The sequence below is a fragment of the Bacillus sp. TH19 genome, from assembly GCF_016651075.1.
Classification (GTDB): domain Bacteria; phylum Bacillota; class Bacilli; order Bacillales; family Bacillaceae_G; genus Bacillus_A; species Bacillus_A mycoides.
This window is the reverse complement of sequence record NZ_JAEKEO010000010.1, coordinates 633,241-647,152: the sequence shown is the minus strand read 5'-3', so window position 1 is coordinate 647,152 and position 13,912 is coordinate 633,241. Positions and strand designations below refer to the sequence as shown.

The 13,912-nt window shown below is 33.7% G+C and carries 17 protein-coding genes and 3 pseudogenes; 12 read left to right on the top strand and 8 right to left on the bottom strand.

The genetic code is table 11. From position 1 onward, the window contains the following. Window positions 1-63 precede the first annotated feature (63 nt). On the top strand, window positions 64-660 hold the full coding sequence (locus JFU54_RS21015) for a hypothetical protein (protein WP_088038675.1): 597 nt from the start codon (window positions 64-66) through the stop codon (window positions 658-660). Between the two features lie 354 nt (window positions 661-1,014). On the opposite strand, the gene JFU54_RS21010 is transcribed toward JFU54_RS21015, so the two are convergent. After that, window positions 1,015-1,197, bottom strand: a complete 183-nt coding sequence (locus JFU54_RS21010; RefSeq protein ID WP_061689902.1) for a DAK2 domain-containing protein — start codon at window positions 1,195-1,197, stop codon at window positions 1,015-1,017. A gap of 179 nt (window positions 1,198-1,376) precedes the next feature. Continuing rightward, window positions 1,377-1,883, bottom strand: coding sequence for an RrF2 family transcriptional regulator (locus JFU54_RS21005; protein WP_061659488.1), 507 nt, complete (start codon window positions 1,881-1,883; stop codon window positions 1,377-1,379). Window positions 1,884-2,093: 210 nt separating this feature from the next. On the opposite strand from JFU54_RS21005, the gene JFU54_RS21000 reads away from it, so the two are divergent. Further along, window positions 2,094-2,735: an FMN-dependent NADH-azoreductase gene (locus tag JFU54_RS21000; RefSeq protein ID WP_060750946.1), complete on the top strand. Its 642-nt coding sequence runs from the start codon at window positions 2,094-2,096 to the stop codon at window positions 2,733-2,735. A 226-nt stretch (window positions 2,736-2,961) separates the two neighbouring features. Here JFU54_RS21000 and dhaK read toward each other — a convergent pair whose 3' ends face one another. Beyond that, window positions 2,962-4,713, bottom strand: coding sequence for a dihydroxyacetone kinase subunit DhaK (gene dhaK / locus JFU54_RS20995; RefSeq protein WP_201066196.1), 1,752 nt, complete (start codon window positions 4,711-4,713; stop codon window positions 2,962-2,964). 178 nt (window positions 4,714-4,891) lie between these two features. Here dhaK and dhaS point away from each other — a divergent pair, with 178 nt between their 5' ends. The 3 genes from dhaS (at window position 4,892) to JFU54_RS20980 (ending at window position 6,878) form a co-directional block, all read left to right on the top strand. Further along, window positions 4,892-5,458, top strand: a complete 567-nt coding sequence (gene dhaS / locus JFU54_RS20990; protein ID WP_088038669.1) for a dihydroxyacetone kinase transcriptional activator DhaS — start codon at window positions 4,892-4,894, stop codon at window positions 5,456-5,458. A gap of 19 nt (window positions 5,459-5,477) precedes the next feature. Next, window positions 5,478-6,476 (top strand): DhaKLM operon coactivator DhaQ, encoded by a 999-nt coding sequence (gene dhaQ, locus JFU54_RS20985; protein ID WP_201066189.1) that lies wholly within the window; start codon window positions 5,478-5,480, stop codon window positions 6,474-6,476. A 294-nt stretch (window positions 6,477-6,770) separates the two neighbouring features. Continuing rightward, window positions 6,771-6,878, top strand: coding sequence for a YjcZ family sporulation protein (locus tag JFU54_RS20980; protein ID WP_000505673.1), 108 nt, complete (start codon window positions 6,771-6,773; stop codon window positions 6,876-6,878). A 244-nt stretch (window positions 6,879-7,122) separates the two neighbouring features. On the opposite strand, the pseudogene JFU54_RS20975 reads toward JFU54_RS20980, so the two are convergent. Both JFU54_RS20975 and JFU54_RS20970 read right to left on the bottom strand, forming a co-directional pair. After that, window positions 7,123-7,377: pseudogene (locus JFU54_RS20975) on the bottom strand (hypothetical protein); the annotation flags it as partial. A gap of 41 nt (window positions 7,378-7,418) precedes the next feature. After that, window positions 7,419-8,045 carry a VanZ family protein gene (locus JFU54_RS20970; RefSeq protein ID WP_201066187.1) on the bottom strand — a complete coding sequence of 209 codons (627 nt, stop codon included), beginning with the start codon at window positions 8,043-8,045 and terminating at the stop codon, window positions 7,419-7,421. A 244-nt stretch (window positions 8,046-8,289) separates the two neighbouring features. Between JFU54_RS20970 and JFU54_RS20965 the strand changes: the two are divergent. From JFU54_RS20965 to JFU54_RS20955, 3 genes and pseudogenes are all read left to right on the top strand, one after another. After that, a pseudogene (locus JFU54_RS20965) lies at window positions 8,290-8,391 on the top strand (TetR family transcriptional regulator); the annotation flags it as partial. Window positions 8,392-8,585: 194 nt separating this feature from the next. Continuing rightward, entirely contained in the window at window positions 8,586-8,897 is a 312-nt protein-coding gene (locus JFU54_RS20960) for an ArsR/SmtB family transcription factor (protein ID WP_002087249.1), read from the top strand. Window positions 8,898-9,185: 288 nt separating this feature from the next. Next, on the top strand, window positions 9,186-10,361 hold the full coding sequence (locus tag JFU54_RS20955) for an MFS transporter (protein WP_002140622.1): 1,176 nt from the start codon (window positions 9,186-9,188) through the stop codon (window positions 10,359-10,361). Window positions 10,362-10,977: 616 nt separating this feature from the next. Here JFU54_RS20955 and JFU54_RS20950 read toward each other — a convergent pair. After that, window positions 10,978-11,259 carry a barstar family protein gene (locus tag JFU54_RS20950; protein ID WP_201066185.1) on the bottom strand — a complete coding sequence of 94 codons (282 nt, stop codon included), beginning with the start codon at window positions 11,257-11,259 and terminating at the stop codon, window positions 10,978-10,980. Between the two features lie 155 nt (window positions 11,260-11,414). Here JFU54_RS20950 and JFU54_RS20945 point away from each other — a divergent pair, with 155 nt between their 5' ends. Next, on the top strand, window positions 11,415-11,756 hold the full coding sequence (locus JFU54_RS20945) for a YolD-like family protein (RefSeq protein WP_012260460.1): 342 nt from the start codon (window positions 11,415-11,417) through the stop codon (window positions 11,754-11,756). A gap of 93 nt (window positions 11,757-11,849) precedes the next feature. Further along, complete coding sequence (locus JFU54_RS30100) at window positions 11,850-11,972, top strand: hypothetical protein (protein ID WP_274378587.1); 123 nt, start codon at window positions 11,850-11,852, stop codon at window positions 11,970-11,972. 78 nt (window positions 11,973-12,050) lie between these two features. Here the strand turns inward: JFU54_RS30100 and JFU54_RS30255 are convergent. After that, a pseudogene (locus tag JFU54_RS30255) lies at window positions 12,051-12,295 on the bottom strand (N-acetylmuramoyl-L-alanine amidase C-terminal domain-containing protein); the annotation flags it as partial. 99 nt (window positions 12,296-12,394) lie between these two features. Between JFU54_RS30255 and JFU54_RS29845 the strand changes: the two are divergent. Then, window positions 12,395-12,598, top strand: a complete 204-nt coding sequence (locus JFU54_RS29845; RefSeq protein WP_080019748.1) for a hypothetical protein — start codon at window positions 12,395-12,397, stop codon at window positions 12,596-12,598. 12 nt (window positions 12,599-12,610) lie between these two features. Then, window positions 12,611-12,832: a hypothetical protein gene (locus JFU54_RS20935; RefSeq protein WP_002125677.1), complete on the top strand. Its 222-nt coding sequence runs from the start codon at window positions 12,611-12,613 to the stop codon at window positions 12,830-12,832. Window positions 12,833-12,893: 61 nt separating this feature from the next. Here the strand turns inward: JFU54_RS20935 and JFU54_RS30250 are convergent, their stop codons facing one another. Then, window positions 12,894-13,199: a hypothetical protein gene (locus JFU54_RS30250; protein ID WP_012260458.1), complete on the bottom strand. Its 306-nt coding sequence runs from the start codon at window positions 13,197-13,199 to the stop codon at window positions 12,894-12,896. Window positions 13,200-13,912 lie beyond the last annotated feature (713 nt).

Genomic DNA, 13,912 nt, shown 5'->3' with positions numbered 1-13,912 from the left:
AATGCTTTATTCGTTTTTTTTCATATTATAGTATTAAGAATTGCATAAGGAGGTGGAAAAAGAATGGACGAGCATGTACAACCTCAACTTTCGCCGCCATGGATCACATATTTTAATGAACTCAGAAATTCAATAGGAGCTGATCCAACTGTAACAGTAGGTCCGCTAATACCGACTGATGGAAATTTTATTATTTTAGTACAAACTGCGGATGTTGAAAAAGCGATTGCGTTAGCTACACTTCTTAAACCTACAGTACAATTTGGTAATGTAAATGTAACTATTGTTGTTAGTGTTAGTGGAGATGGAATTGTAAATCCAATTCCTTGTCCTTTAGACGCTTTTGAAATTGCACATTTGTTTCAAGTAGCGTTAGAAAACAACTTGTATTTTGAGCGAGTTGTTGTACAACCACAGTTACCAGGTGGAGAAAATGTTATTTTTCCAGTTTTTTCTGCAGAAGTAATTCAGTTTTTTAATGATGATATTTCCAACCTATGTCAAACTTTCACAGAAGTCGCTGCAAAAGTTTTTCGTGATGTAATGAATGATACTATATGTGGTATACCAATTTTATTTTCGACAAGTTGTACTACAAGTACTGAAATTAGTGAAAACGCAGTTCAAAATAAAGATACAGATCCAAAGTTGTTTTATTAATTAAGGAAGACATTTTCTTAAAAGAAAATGTCTTTCTCGTTTCCTTTTATCGTTCTAAATCTATATTTTTTTCTCATTTTCCTTTTAAAACTACAAAATCACCATAATGAAATACCATGGAGGGATTTGCAACAACAAGGCCAGGATTCGTAGGATTAGAAAAAACTGATCCACCAACTACTTCGATTTCAAGTTTTCCACGTAACGGGCGTTCCCCTACTACATAATCGCCTGTAAATTTAACATGAAGGATTCCATTTACAACAGAACTAATATCAAATTAGAGAAGGTTATATAATATCATTCAACTATAAAAAAAACCTCCACCATAAGGCAGAGGGGATCTTCTAATTTTTATTTCAAACTACCCGCAATCTCCGTAAAGATAACCCCAAGCGCATGTGCACCTGCATCTGGATAGCCTAAGCTTCTTTCACCAACTGTACCAGCGCGGCCCATACGAGCTACGATTTCTTTCGTATACTCTGCTCCTTTTTCAAAGGCGATTTTCACTATGTTTAAAATATCTAAAAACATAAATTCATTTACTTTTTACGAAAATAAAATTGTATTTTTTAGAGTTTTAATGTTAATCAATTTGAAACTTTATGAGTTAATTAAATGTGATATTTAAAGAAGGAATTTATGATGAAGTACTCACATGATGGAATTAATATTAAAAAACAAAAAAACTCTAACTAATTCGTCATGGCGATTTAGTTAGAGTTTTTTTGTTTGAAGTATTCACGAGTATCTACCCTTATTTTTTCAGGTAAAACAATGTCAAGTTCTTTATCTAACCATGCAAGAGTCTTTTTACGGAGAAACTCACGCATGTGTTCTTCTGCTTCAAGCATTACTAAGTTAATTGTACAAGAAGAATTGCTAGGTTCACAAGAATTACAAGCCTCGTCTCGATATAGTAGGCCATTCTGCACAATATTTTTACATTGAAAAATAGTTTTTGGACCTTCGACAGCTTCTATTACATCCCAAAAAGAGATATCTTCTGGAGACTTAGCTAACCTATATCCTCCCTTTACACCTGGGACAGAATTCACAATGTCAGCTTTAGATAATTTACCGAAAACTTTTGAAAGAAATGTTTCAGAAAGTCCTTGAAACTCTGCCAAATCTTTTATTCCAACACTTTCCTTGGAAGGAGTATTAATTAAATAAACTAGGCAATGCAAGGCATATTCAACCCCAACACTATATTGCATATACAAATCACCTGCTTTTTATTTTAAGGGTTATCAAATTGTATCTTAGGACCATTTAGAATTTTAGTCAAATAAAAAAAGGCTCTTTTAGAATAGTATGTATTTCATTTGACAAAAATAATTTCAGAGTTTATATTAAAGACCAAACTAATCGACGATTAATTTGGTCGATAATTAAAACGTAAAAACTTTTAAAAAGGGGAAATACAAATGAACAAAACACTTATCATAAACGCACATCCGAAAGTGGATGATACATCATCAGTCAGCATTAAGGTTCTTAACCACTTTTTAGTATCTTATAAAGAATTAATTCCTAATAATGAAACGATTGAACAGATTAATTTATACGATGATGTAGTACCAATGATAGATAAAACTGTTTTAAGCGCATGGGAAAAGCAAGGAAATGGACAGAAGTTAACTGCTGAAGAACAAAAAGTAACAGAGCGTATGTCCGAAATTTTACAACAATTTAAAAGTGCAAATACGTATGTTATCGTATTACCTTTGCACAACTTTAATATTCCATCAAAGTTAAAAGATTACATGGACAATATCATGATTGCACGTGAAACATTTAAATATACTGAAACTGGATCAGTGGGATTACTTAAAGATGGAAGAAGAATGCTTGTTATACAAGCAAGTGGAGGAATCTATACAAATGATGATTGGTATACAGAAGTGGAATACTCTCATAAATATTTAAAAGCAATGTTTAATTTCCTAGGTATTGAAGATTATCAAATCGTTCGTGCACAAGGAACAGCAGTACTAGATCCAAATGAAGTATTACAAAATGCATATAAAGAAGTTGAAGAAGCAGCTTCTAGATTGGCTAACAAATAAAGTGAAACTTTAATCAGTGGGGATTTTGTTCATCCCCCACTGATTATTAGTTGAACCAATCGGACGTTTACGGACAGTTGATCTCCCACCTAACTTCTTTGCTCCAACTAAATTTTGAGGTGGGAGTTTTACTGTCCGTTAACGCGGGATAAATTTTTTCACTGGAAGAATGATGGTTATAATTAAAGATCCCCTCCACCTTAAGGCAGAGGGGATCTTTTAATTTCTATTTCAAACTACCCGCAATCTCCGTGAAGATCACCCCAAGTGCATGCGCACCTGCATCAGGATAGCCTAAACTTCTTTCACCAACTGTACCGGCGCGGCCCATGCGAGCTACGATTTCTTTCGTATACTCTGCTCCTTTAACCGCTGCTTCTGCACCTTTTTCGAAGGCAGTTTTCACGTCTGTGCCGTTTGAAGCACTGTCAATCCAAGAATCTACACATGGAGCAAGTGCATCAACAAGTGTTTTATCACCAACTACCGCTCCTCTACCGAACGATCTTTCACCGATAGATTGTATGCCGTGAAGTGCCGCTTGCAATATTTCAGCGAACTCTTTGGCTGCTAACTCACGTTTTTCGCCTGCTGCTTTACTAGCTGCGCGGAATGCTCCGCCCCAAATTGGACCAGAAGCGCCGCCGCAATGTTCCATAATAATCATTGAACAACCGTCAAGGAATGATCCGATCGTTACGTTATCTTGATCTACAATAGAATGCCACTCACGTTTTAATTGCTTAAATCCTTTCGCAACACTCATTCCAAAGTCGCCGTCACCTGCATGTGTATCTAACTCACAGAACGGTACTTCATTTTTAATAATAATGTCACTCATTTTATCAACGAGATAAATCATGTTATTTAATGTAATGACATTATCTTTAATAACAGCGTGCTCTTCCGCTGTTTCTATTTCGAAGGAAACTTCCTTCTCTTCTACATCTTCAAGCACATTCACGTACTCTACACTTTGAACTGGTCCATCTACTTTAAACGCTGGTGTATTACACTCTTTCGATAACAACGTTTTTAACTCGTCATCTAACTTCATCACTGTTAAAGACATACCAGCCATATCGATACTCGTCATATAATTACCGACGAATACTCTATTAATTTTAATGTTTCTAGCAGCTAATTCTCTCGTAACTGCGTTGTTAAATAAGTATAGTTCTTGCAGTGGTGTGCCGCCAAAACCATTTACTAGAAGTGCGATTTCCTCACCATCTTTTACTCCTAAATCTTTTATTAAATCATTTGTCATACGGTTAGCTAATTCATCTGCTGACATCGTTTTTTCACGTTTAATACCTGGTTCACCGTGAATACCTACGCCGTATTCCATTTCATCTTCTTCAAGTGTAAAAGTAGGTGATCCGCTTGCTGGAACTGTACAAGAAGTTAACGCTAAACCGATTGTACGCACGTTAGCCGCTGCTTTTTCCGCTACAGCTTTCACCGCTCCTAAATCCATTCCTTCTTCCGCTGCTGCGCCGGCAATTTTATGCACTAAAATAACTCCCGCAACGCCGCGGCGTCCTACTGTATACAAACTATCTTCTACCGCAATATCATCGTCTACTTTTACGTAGTCGACTTCAATTCCATCTTCAGTCGCTAAATGTGCACCGTTTTTGAAATTCATAATATCGCCGCTATAATTTTTAATAATTAATAACGTACCTTTTTTACTAGCTGTCTCTTTAATCGCTTGGTATACCTGAATTTGTGAAGGCGAAGCAAACACATCTCCGCACACTGCTGCATCTAACATTCCTTTTCCGACTAGTCCTGCATGCGCTGGCTCATGACCACTACCACCGCCACTAATTAACGTTACTTTATTTTCATTCATTTCTTTCTTTTTAATCACTTTATATTTTTTCAAAAACTCAAGCTCTGGGTGAGCCATAACCATTCCGTTGCACATTTCCATTACTAACGTTTCTGGTTTGTTTATAATCTTTTTCATTGTGCTTCTCCCTCAATTCCTTTAATATATTGTGATATATTTGAAATCCTCTTCTTACTACTCATGTTAAAATGAAAGCGTTTTATAGTAAACGGACAAAATGGACAATCTGTCTAAAGACACCGCTCTCATTTGTAGGTAGGATTTTCATATTACTAACATTCTAGGGATGATTCAGATGACCTCTTCTATAATTTCTAAAAAGATAATCGCGAATTCATTGAAGTATTTAATGGAAACAGAGTCGTTTCATAAAATATCAGTGAGCGATATTATGTTACACTGTCAAATGCGTAGGCAAACTTTTTATTATCATTTTAAAGATAAATTTGAACTATTAAGCTGGATTTATAGAGAAGAAACGAAAGAAAACATTATAGACTTTCTTGATTATGAAACATGGGAAAACATTTTCGATTTATTATTTGATTACTTTTATGAAAATCAAAAATTTTACCGAAATGCTTTTAAAGTCATTGAGCAAAACTCGTTTAATCACTATTTATTTGAGCATACGAAAAACTTATATATGAAGATTATTGATGAACTATCGATGAGCTGTGGATTCAGCCTTTCTGATGAGACAAAAAATACGATTGCCTCTTTTTATAGTCACGGCTTCGTTGGGACGATAAAAGATTGGATTGAAGGTAAATGTGAAGTAGATCCGTCCATTATGTCTTCTCTCATGAAAAATATGATAAACAATCAATTACTACTATTACTGGAGCAATCAGCAAAGTAATTAAAGGGTGGCAAAAGCAATGAAAAAGATTATGAATGATGTAGAAAATATTGTTCAAGATATGCTGCATGGCTTTTATTTTGAACATAACGACAAAGTAAATTACGACGAAACACATAACATCATTTATGTAAAAGATATCGCAGAAATGGAGCAAAACGTTGTTATCATAAGCGGCGGTGGTAGCGGACATGAACCAGCTGATATTGGTTATGTAGGAAAAGGCATGCTTACGGCGGCCGTAAACGGCAGTATTTTCACTCCGCCTACAGTGGAACAAATTGTGGCGGCAACTCGCTTAATGCCAAAAGATAAAAGTATTTTATTCATCATAAAAAACTTTAAAGATGACGTAGAAAACTTTTTAGCGGCAGAACAAATCGCAAAAGAAGAAGGAAGACAAATTGACCACATCATCGTAAATGACGACGTTTCAATTGAAGATGATGCTTCTTTTAATAAAAGAAGACGCGGCGTCGCTGGTACTGTTTTCATTCAAAAAATAGTAGGCGCGGCCGCTGAGAGCGGTCATTCTTTAGAAGAACTAACAGCACTTGGCCATTCTGTCATCCAAAACTTACACACATTAGGAGTCGCCCTTTCACCTGCAAACGATCCAGTACAAGGAAAAGCTTCATTCACATTAAACGACGATGAAGTCTTTTACGGCGTTGGTATTCATGGCGAAAAAGGTTACCGCAAAGAAGCACTATCCTCTTCTGAAATATTAGCAATCGAACTTATGAACAAACTAAAAAGCATTTATCGCTGGAGAAAAGGTGACAACTTCGCCATCCTCATTAACGGACTCGGTGCGACACCATTAATGGAACAATACATTTTCACAAACGATATTCGCCGTTTATGTGAGCTGGAAGGCTTACATGTGAAGTTCGTAAAGGTTGGTACCCTTCTCACTTCTTTAGATATGAAAGGTGTTTCGCTCAGTTTGCTTAAAATAGAAGATTCGGATTGGGTGAAGTGGTTGAAGGCGGATGTTGGAGCGAGTGGTTGGTAACAATAAACTAAACCTTATGATGATTGAACGTTTAGTAATCAAAAGTACTGACTTATATGAAGAATGTATAAATCTTAGGTATCTGTAAATAAATCGAAGCATACATACTATTTGCAAGTTATCCACCAGTTTCGAAATGCGGTTATCCAGTCGGAGAAAGGCACCTTAATGTGTCTTTTTTTTATTTTCAAAAGGACCTGCTCAATTATTGCGTAAAAAACATAAAGTAAATTGAATCCGTTAAAATACATGAGTGACCCCTTGTTTTCCCCTCTTATTAAAGGAGGAACTATTATGGGATTTGGTGGTAGTTGTGGCGGCTGTGGATTTTCTGGCGGCTTTGCTTTATTAGTAGTATTGTTTATTTTATTAATCATAGTTGGAGCTTCTTGCTTCTGCTAAACAAACTATCGGAAAAGACACTCTTATATGGGTGTCTTTTCTTTGTAATAAAAAACTCTCCATAAAGGAAAATTTTTTAGTTTATACATTCAAGTCATCCAAATTAGTTATTTATACAGCACCTTATCACTTTCGGTCTTTAGTGTGACATACAAATAATCCTTCACCTACACAAAGTTGCTCAACTAACTTTAATTCCTTAGATCCAAAACTTATATAATTAAAACACACATCATCATCAAATTCATTTTCTTACATCAATAGTTAGCTCATCTGTAATCTGCTCAAGATGGAAAAATCTTTTTATATAATGGATATCTGACCACTTTTCTTCCCCGCCAATAATAAATAATTCTTGCGCATCATACATAAATGAAAAGCTTGGATAGAAACTGTCAGCCTTTAATCCAATCTCACCAGTATTATTGCTGATAATTTTAAAGTCCGCTGAATAACTTAATAACGTATAAAGAGAATCTTGTGCTCATTGGAAAAAATACTAGACTCATTTTATAAACGAGATCGTATCTCATTGGAAGCTTACAGGTCTCCAGGATAATAAATTAACATCGCACCTACAAATGAACAAACTAAACAAAAAATAGCTTCGTATTTTATGACTAAAGAAGAGTTCGTATCAAGCTTTTTCCCCTCTCTTTTACATATCATTTTAAACATTTTAAATAAAACTCTATATATTACATACCCAACAATTGCCCCGAGGGTATTCGTAAATAGATCATCAATATCTGTAATTCTATTATTTAATAATTGATTTAACTCAATTGCCAATGAAAAAAAGAATCCCGCACATACGGTGTTTTTCATTTTTCTAAACTGTGGCCAAATAGTCGGTAATAAAAAACCGAACGGCATAAACAGTACAATGTTCAAAAGATACGTAGTACTACCTGCCGTATCAAATAGAGTCAAGTTAATTTGACTGACACGAATCCACGTTTCATATCTACTTATATCCCATACAGTTGCGATCTGCGTCACCCCATACACTAGCGAAAGGTAGAATAGAAAAACATATACCCATAGAAAATGCTCAATAGATATATTTCTTTTCGCTTTAAAATAAAATCCAATTTGAAACACAACACAAAAAATAATAGTAAAGAAATAAGTATACAAATAACTCATCAAAACTCCTGTATGCATGTAGAATCCCCTAACTTTACATTTTCATCTATGACTTTATCATTTTTAATCTCCTTCTTGATGTAACTCATTTATAGGATAGGAAAAACTTTTAAAATAAAAAATGGGGTAAACATAAAATTTTTCTTAAATCTTCAGTTTGGTTTTATTATTACTCTTCTTAGGAATCCGCCATTAATAGCTAGGCAACAACATGCTTAAACCTAACAATATTATCATTTTTGCACGTAATCCTCGTAGTACTTTAACCGATGAAGCATATATAAAATCATGTGAATCGTTTGTTCAGTTAAAACATGAAATTAAGAAATATATGACGTACTATAATCACTCTTGCTATCAATAGAATTTAAAGAAGATGACTCCTGTTTGCATACAGAAATCATCTTTTTTAGGTTGCCTAACTTTTTTTAGAATGTCCTTTACAAAAGGTACAGATCAAGAGCACCTTATTCCTATTTAAGGGGATCACGTATACCTTATCCCCTTAAAATCACCAAAACCCATTTACAAATCTATAAAAGTAGATATAATATCCTTATGGAACCTTTATTAATTTATAAAGCATTGTCAAATGAAACGAGATGTCAAATTTTATCATGGTTGAAAAATCCAGAAAACCATTTCGATGAAAAACCTTATCTAGAGCAAGGCCTTAGCTTTCAAGTTGGAGTGTGTGTAGGAGATATCCAGCTTAAAACTGGCTTAGCCCAATCGGTTATTTCTAGTTATTTATTAACTATGAAAAAAGCAGGACTACTAGACTCTGACCGAATTGGAAAATGGACCTACTATCGCCGAAATGAAAAAACAATACGAGAGTTTTCTGAATACGTTCAAAACGAATTATAAAATGAAAGCTAATAATCAATCTACATATCAATTGATTATTAGCTTTCACACATTCTGCTTTTTTACAGGTATCCAATTATTTTTTTAAAAAATTGCACTACCTATAAAAGCAAGAAACATAGAAAGGAGAAAATTTTTTAATATATCATATCTAGTTATTTAGATATCTGTTATTGTATTTAAAATTACATAGTCCAGATAATATTGGCATCCAATCATACTTGTAATAATGCTTCTTTGTTAATGAATTTACTTTCAAAATACTGATACGAATGGAGAGTTTTATAAATGAAAAAAGTAAATCCTTTACTTATTCTGACACTCGCAATAGGTGTGTTCGGAATTATTACTACCGAGATGGGTATTGTCGGCGTATTACCACAAATCACTCAAAAATTCGGAATTTCAACTACACAAGCTGGATTTTTAGTAAGTATATTTGCACTAGTTGTTGCTATTTCTGGTCCGTTTTTAATTCTGCTCGTCTCTAGTATTAATCGCAAAATAATTTTATTAACAGCAATTTTTGCATTTGTTATTTCAAATATAATCTACGCTTATACAACACAATTTGAAATCATGCTTATTTTTCGTATTTTACCGGCAGCACTTCACCCACTCTTCTTTTCAATTGCTCTTGTAACAGCTGCTAAACTTGTCCCTCCAGAAAAGAGCGGTCAAGCGGTTACAAAAGTTTTCATGGGAATTACTGTTGGCTTTGCTTTAGGTGTACCACTAACCTCTTACCTTGCAGACCAATTTTCACTCGAAATTGCTTTCTTATTCGGAGCGCTTGTTAACACTCTTGCATTCATTGGAATACTAATCCTACTTCCTTCTATGCCTGTTAAAGAAAAAATGTCTTTCGGCAAACAAATTCGTATACTCGGCAAACCAGGATTATGGTTGAATATTTTAACCGTCACATTCCTTTTTGCAGCCATGTTTTCCGTATACAGCTACTTCGCTGAGTACCTTGCCAAAGTAACTTCCATGAATGGATCTCTCATCAGTATCATGCTATTCATATTTGGCATAGTTATGATTTTAGGCAATCATTTATTTGGTAGTCTCCTGCAAAAAAGTATAGTAAATACAGTAATATTATTCCCTATCCTATATTCTATTGTTTACATATTGGTTTATTATTTAGGTTCCTACCTTGTTCCAATGATTTTTATCGTATTCATTTGGGGAATCGTACATGCTGGTGGATTAATTGTTGGTCAAACATGGTTAATAAGCGAAGCAAAAGAAGCGCCTGAATTTGGTAATAGCCTATTCGTTTCATTCTCAAATCTCGGAATTACTTTAGGAACAACTATTGGAGGCTGGTTCATTTCAAACTTAGGTATTCACCAACTTATTTGGAGCGGATTTATATTCACACTACTCTCATTTCTGTTAATTATAATAAAACTAAAATTTTTCAATTCTAATAGCCAAGCTTCATTATCAAGCTAGTACATTTTCAGTTTCAAATTTTATAAACTAAAAAGTATAATGATCAAAGCCTTTAGCCATAATTACGACTAAAGGCTTTTTTGTATATAAAGTGAAACTTTACTCAGTGGGGGTTTTGTTCATCCCCCACTGAGTATTAGCCTTCACCAATCGGGCGTTTACGGGCAGCAGGGCTCCCACCTAACTTCTTTGCTCCAGCTGAATTTTGAGGTGGGAGTTTTACTGCCCACAAATAGCGGGATAAAAATAAATCTAAAAGGAGCTAATTTTATGGAACATAATCAAAATGGAGTACTTGCTTTAATTGTTTTGTTTTTAGGATTAGTATTTTTCGTTAGTGGAATGGTTTATCATTTATGGGGTTCTTATTAATTTCAACTTTTAGAAAGATAAATAATTTAAAAACTAAAACGTATATTGTAATTATCGATATGGCATATTTCCAAAAACAACTTAACATGGTAAAATAATATTCGGACGGGAGTCCAATATTATTAAAATTAAGATGGTTCAAGTCGGAGAAAGGCACCTTAGGGTGTCTTTTCTTTTTTGTTAATTAATAGCTTGTTCTCTTCTAGGTAACTCTTTAAAAAATAAATTTTAATAAAAAAGACGCTCATTCAGGATCCTTTCTATCCTCTTCATTATAATCAAGAAGACACTCTTTCATTATTTTCGTATCTCTCGGTAACCTTTTTTCAAACTTTGACCATCCGTCGAAGATCATTTTGTTTGGCAAAGGACACACCAATCCTGTAATACAATCCCAAAAAGCATCCCAGTTTTCCCCGTACAAATTAGAAAACTCAAGCTTCTCTTTAAGAAGTAAATGCAATTCTTTTGCATTATAAATATTGCTTACATCTATGGTAATAATTGATTCATGTGCATTACTCAATTATATATATAAATCATGCTTAGTTAAATTGGGTTGATTTTATAAGGAGTCAAAAACCTCTAAATGTTTATCTTATAATTATATAAATAATCCTAACATCTCCAAAAATTGATATAATGATACAGTTATTAATAGCAATCAGGGAGATATACAGCATGAACTATACACATATGCCAAAAGAAATAGGAATGATTAAGCGGACTCCATTCACTTCAATACCGAAGAAATTCATCGGTATTGGTAAGATTGTTAAAAAACAAACAAAAGTGGAGCGCCCTACATTAACCCAAGACAAACAAGAAATTATTGAAAACAAGTTACTATGTTCATTTCTTTCTGAAGAGAAGGTATTGATTACTTATTATAGAGATGGTCATTTACTTACTAGATATGTGACTGTAACTGACATAAATCCGATAAAGAATTTAATAACTTGCACTGATGCATCTTATAACAGAATTTTCCTTAAATTTATAGATGTAATTGATTTGAGATAAAAAACATACAGTTTTTCAAATATATCCAGGAATAAAAATGAAAGAATCTTGTATTCTAGGTTAAATACAGATAGAGAAAAAGTGTAAGTTCTTGTGAGAATTAGCAAGATAAAGGCTGTTTGTTTAGGTTTTGGACCGTCTGTTATGGTTATCGAATTTACAAATACAAAAGAGGAACAGAACACAATAGAGAAAACTAAAGAAGCATTTAGATAATAGTTGAAAACGCCCGATTAAGGACGGCTTCAACTATTATCTAACTTTGATATATTCATACCACCATTTACCACCTGATCAAGTATCCACCCACCAAGTAATCTTATCTAACTCTGTATTAGGTAGGACATCGGTTTGGATATAACACAGTCCAGAAAGTGAATCAACATTAACGCTACCTTTTATTCCTCGTTCTGCCATAGCTTGAATAGCTTCATCTAAGGAGTTAGTATCGAATCCACCTGACTTAACATATTGATATCCACATTAGAACCGCCGTTTCCTTCACAATTCCCAACAGTTTGTCCCGTTAGGGCGTATAGTCATCCCCCCCCTCCTTATGGTAATTCCTTTTGTAAATCTTTTTATTTAAATGTATAATTGTACGAAAAGTTCTAAAACTTTGAATCGAGGTGAAAAGCATGAGAAGTTTTGGCTCATTAATGATCTCTACTATCTGCTCAATAATCCTTATAATTTGGAATGCCTATTCCTTCTATGATGGATTCACGATGGGACGTACGTATTACTGGGTTAATGGCATCGCAGCTGTTATCTTCTTTCTATTCTTTATCGTAAACATGCGAGAGATCTGCAAGAAAAACTATAGAACCTCAGAACAATAGGAGTTGATACATATGTGGAAAAAAATTAAGAATTATAGATTGAGCTTAAAAGATTTAAAGTTCATGTTATGGCTGTTCGGTATTACATGCTTTATATACAGCTACAATTTCATTGTAGGACTTGCTTTTGTCCACAAATTCCAAGTTTATGATTTAGGTGGTGCTATAGCGACATTCGCCGCATTTATGGATACTAGAAATAGGATTAAAAATAAAAATTATAAAGCAGCTTAATATAAAAAGGATCCTTTGCGGTTTCCTTTTTTCTATGTAAAATAAAAAAGCAGCGAATTCGCTACTTTAATTGTTTGTTGTTTGCTTCTATTTCTTCTTCATTAAATGATTTTTGTACATTTCTTTTTAAATACAATCCTTTATAAACAAGTTCCTTGAACTCTTTCATAGATAATGGATCATTCAATACTTCCCATAATCCTATCAATTCTGTATATTTAGGTGTCTCCGTAACATACTCGTGTGATTTAACTGTTTCGAAGTGTCTATGGAATTCCCAATGACATTCTTCGCATAAATAGTAGAACCCGGAACACCTGTCATTTACACTCAAACTATTTTCTGTTCTATGGTTTCCTAGCCCCATTGTTATTCCTCGCTTTCTACTTGTAAATTTCTATTTTGATTGAATATGCAATATTTCACATTTCATTATTGTAATATTTTTTTATTAACTATCATTTTCTAGTTCATCATTAATATCCATTGATAAATCAACGTTTGTAATTTAATTCCTTATATTAAACCCCGACAAGATACTTTTAAACACTTTATTCAAATAATTATATTGGAATTTCTTGTTCTACACATCTATACGTGTTTTGTGTATTATATAGCAGAAGAGTAAGGTAAGAGTTACTCTTTGCCATTTTAGAAAAGGTTCTGTTGGAGACAACAGGACCTTTTTTGTTCGAATTTCAATAAAACAATTCTTAAATTCCATCTCATTGGAAATAACTATATAATGAAACTGATTAAATATTAGGAGTGCTATTAATGTCTGATATAATCCGTCTCTTAATTATCATGATGATTGCAACCTTTTTATTTTCTTCCATAATAATGGAGTTTAAAAAACCTCAAAAAAGCATGTTTTGGTTCTCAATTGAAGTCTTGTCTCTCCTCGGAGTTTTACTGCTAATAAAGGGATTTTTTATCAATCATATAACATAGTCCCCTGAATAAAATTCAATATTCCGTCAATACTGTAGACAACCGATTAAGTTATTTCTCCTTGTTCCCCCTTGGAGAACCGAGCAGTTAGCTTTTGCTGACTGTTCTTTTGTTTGAAATTAAAAT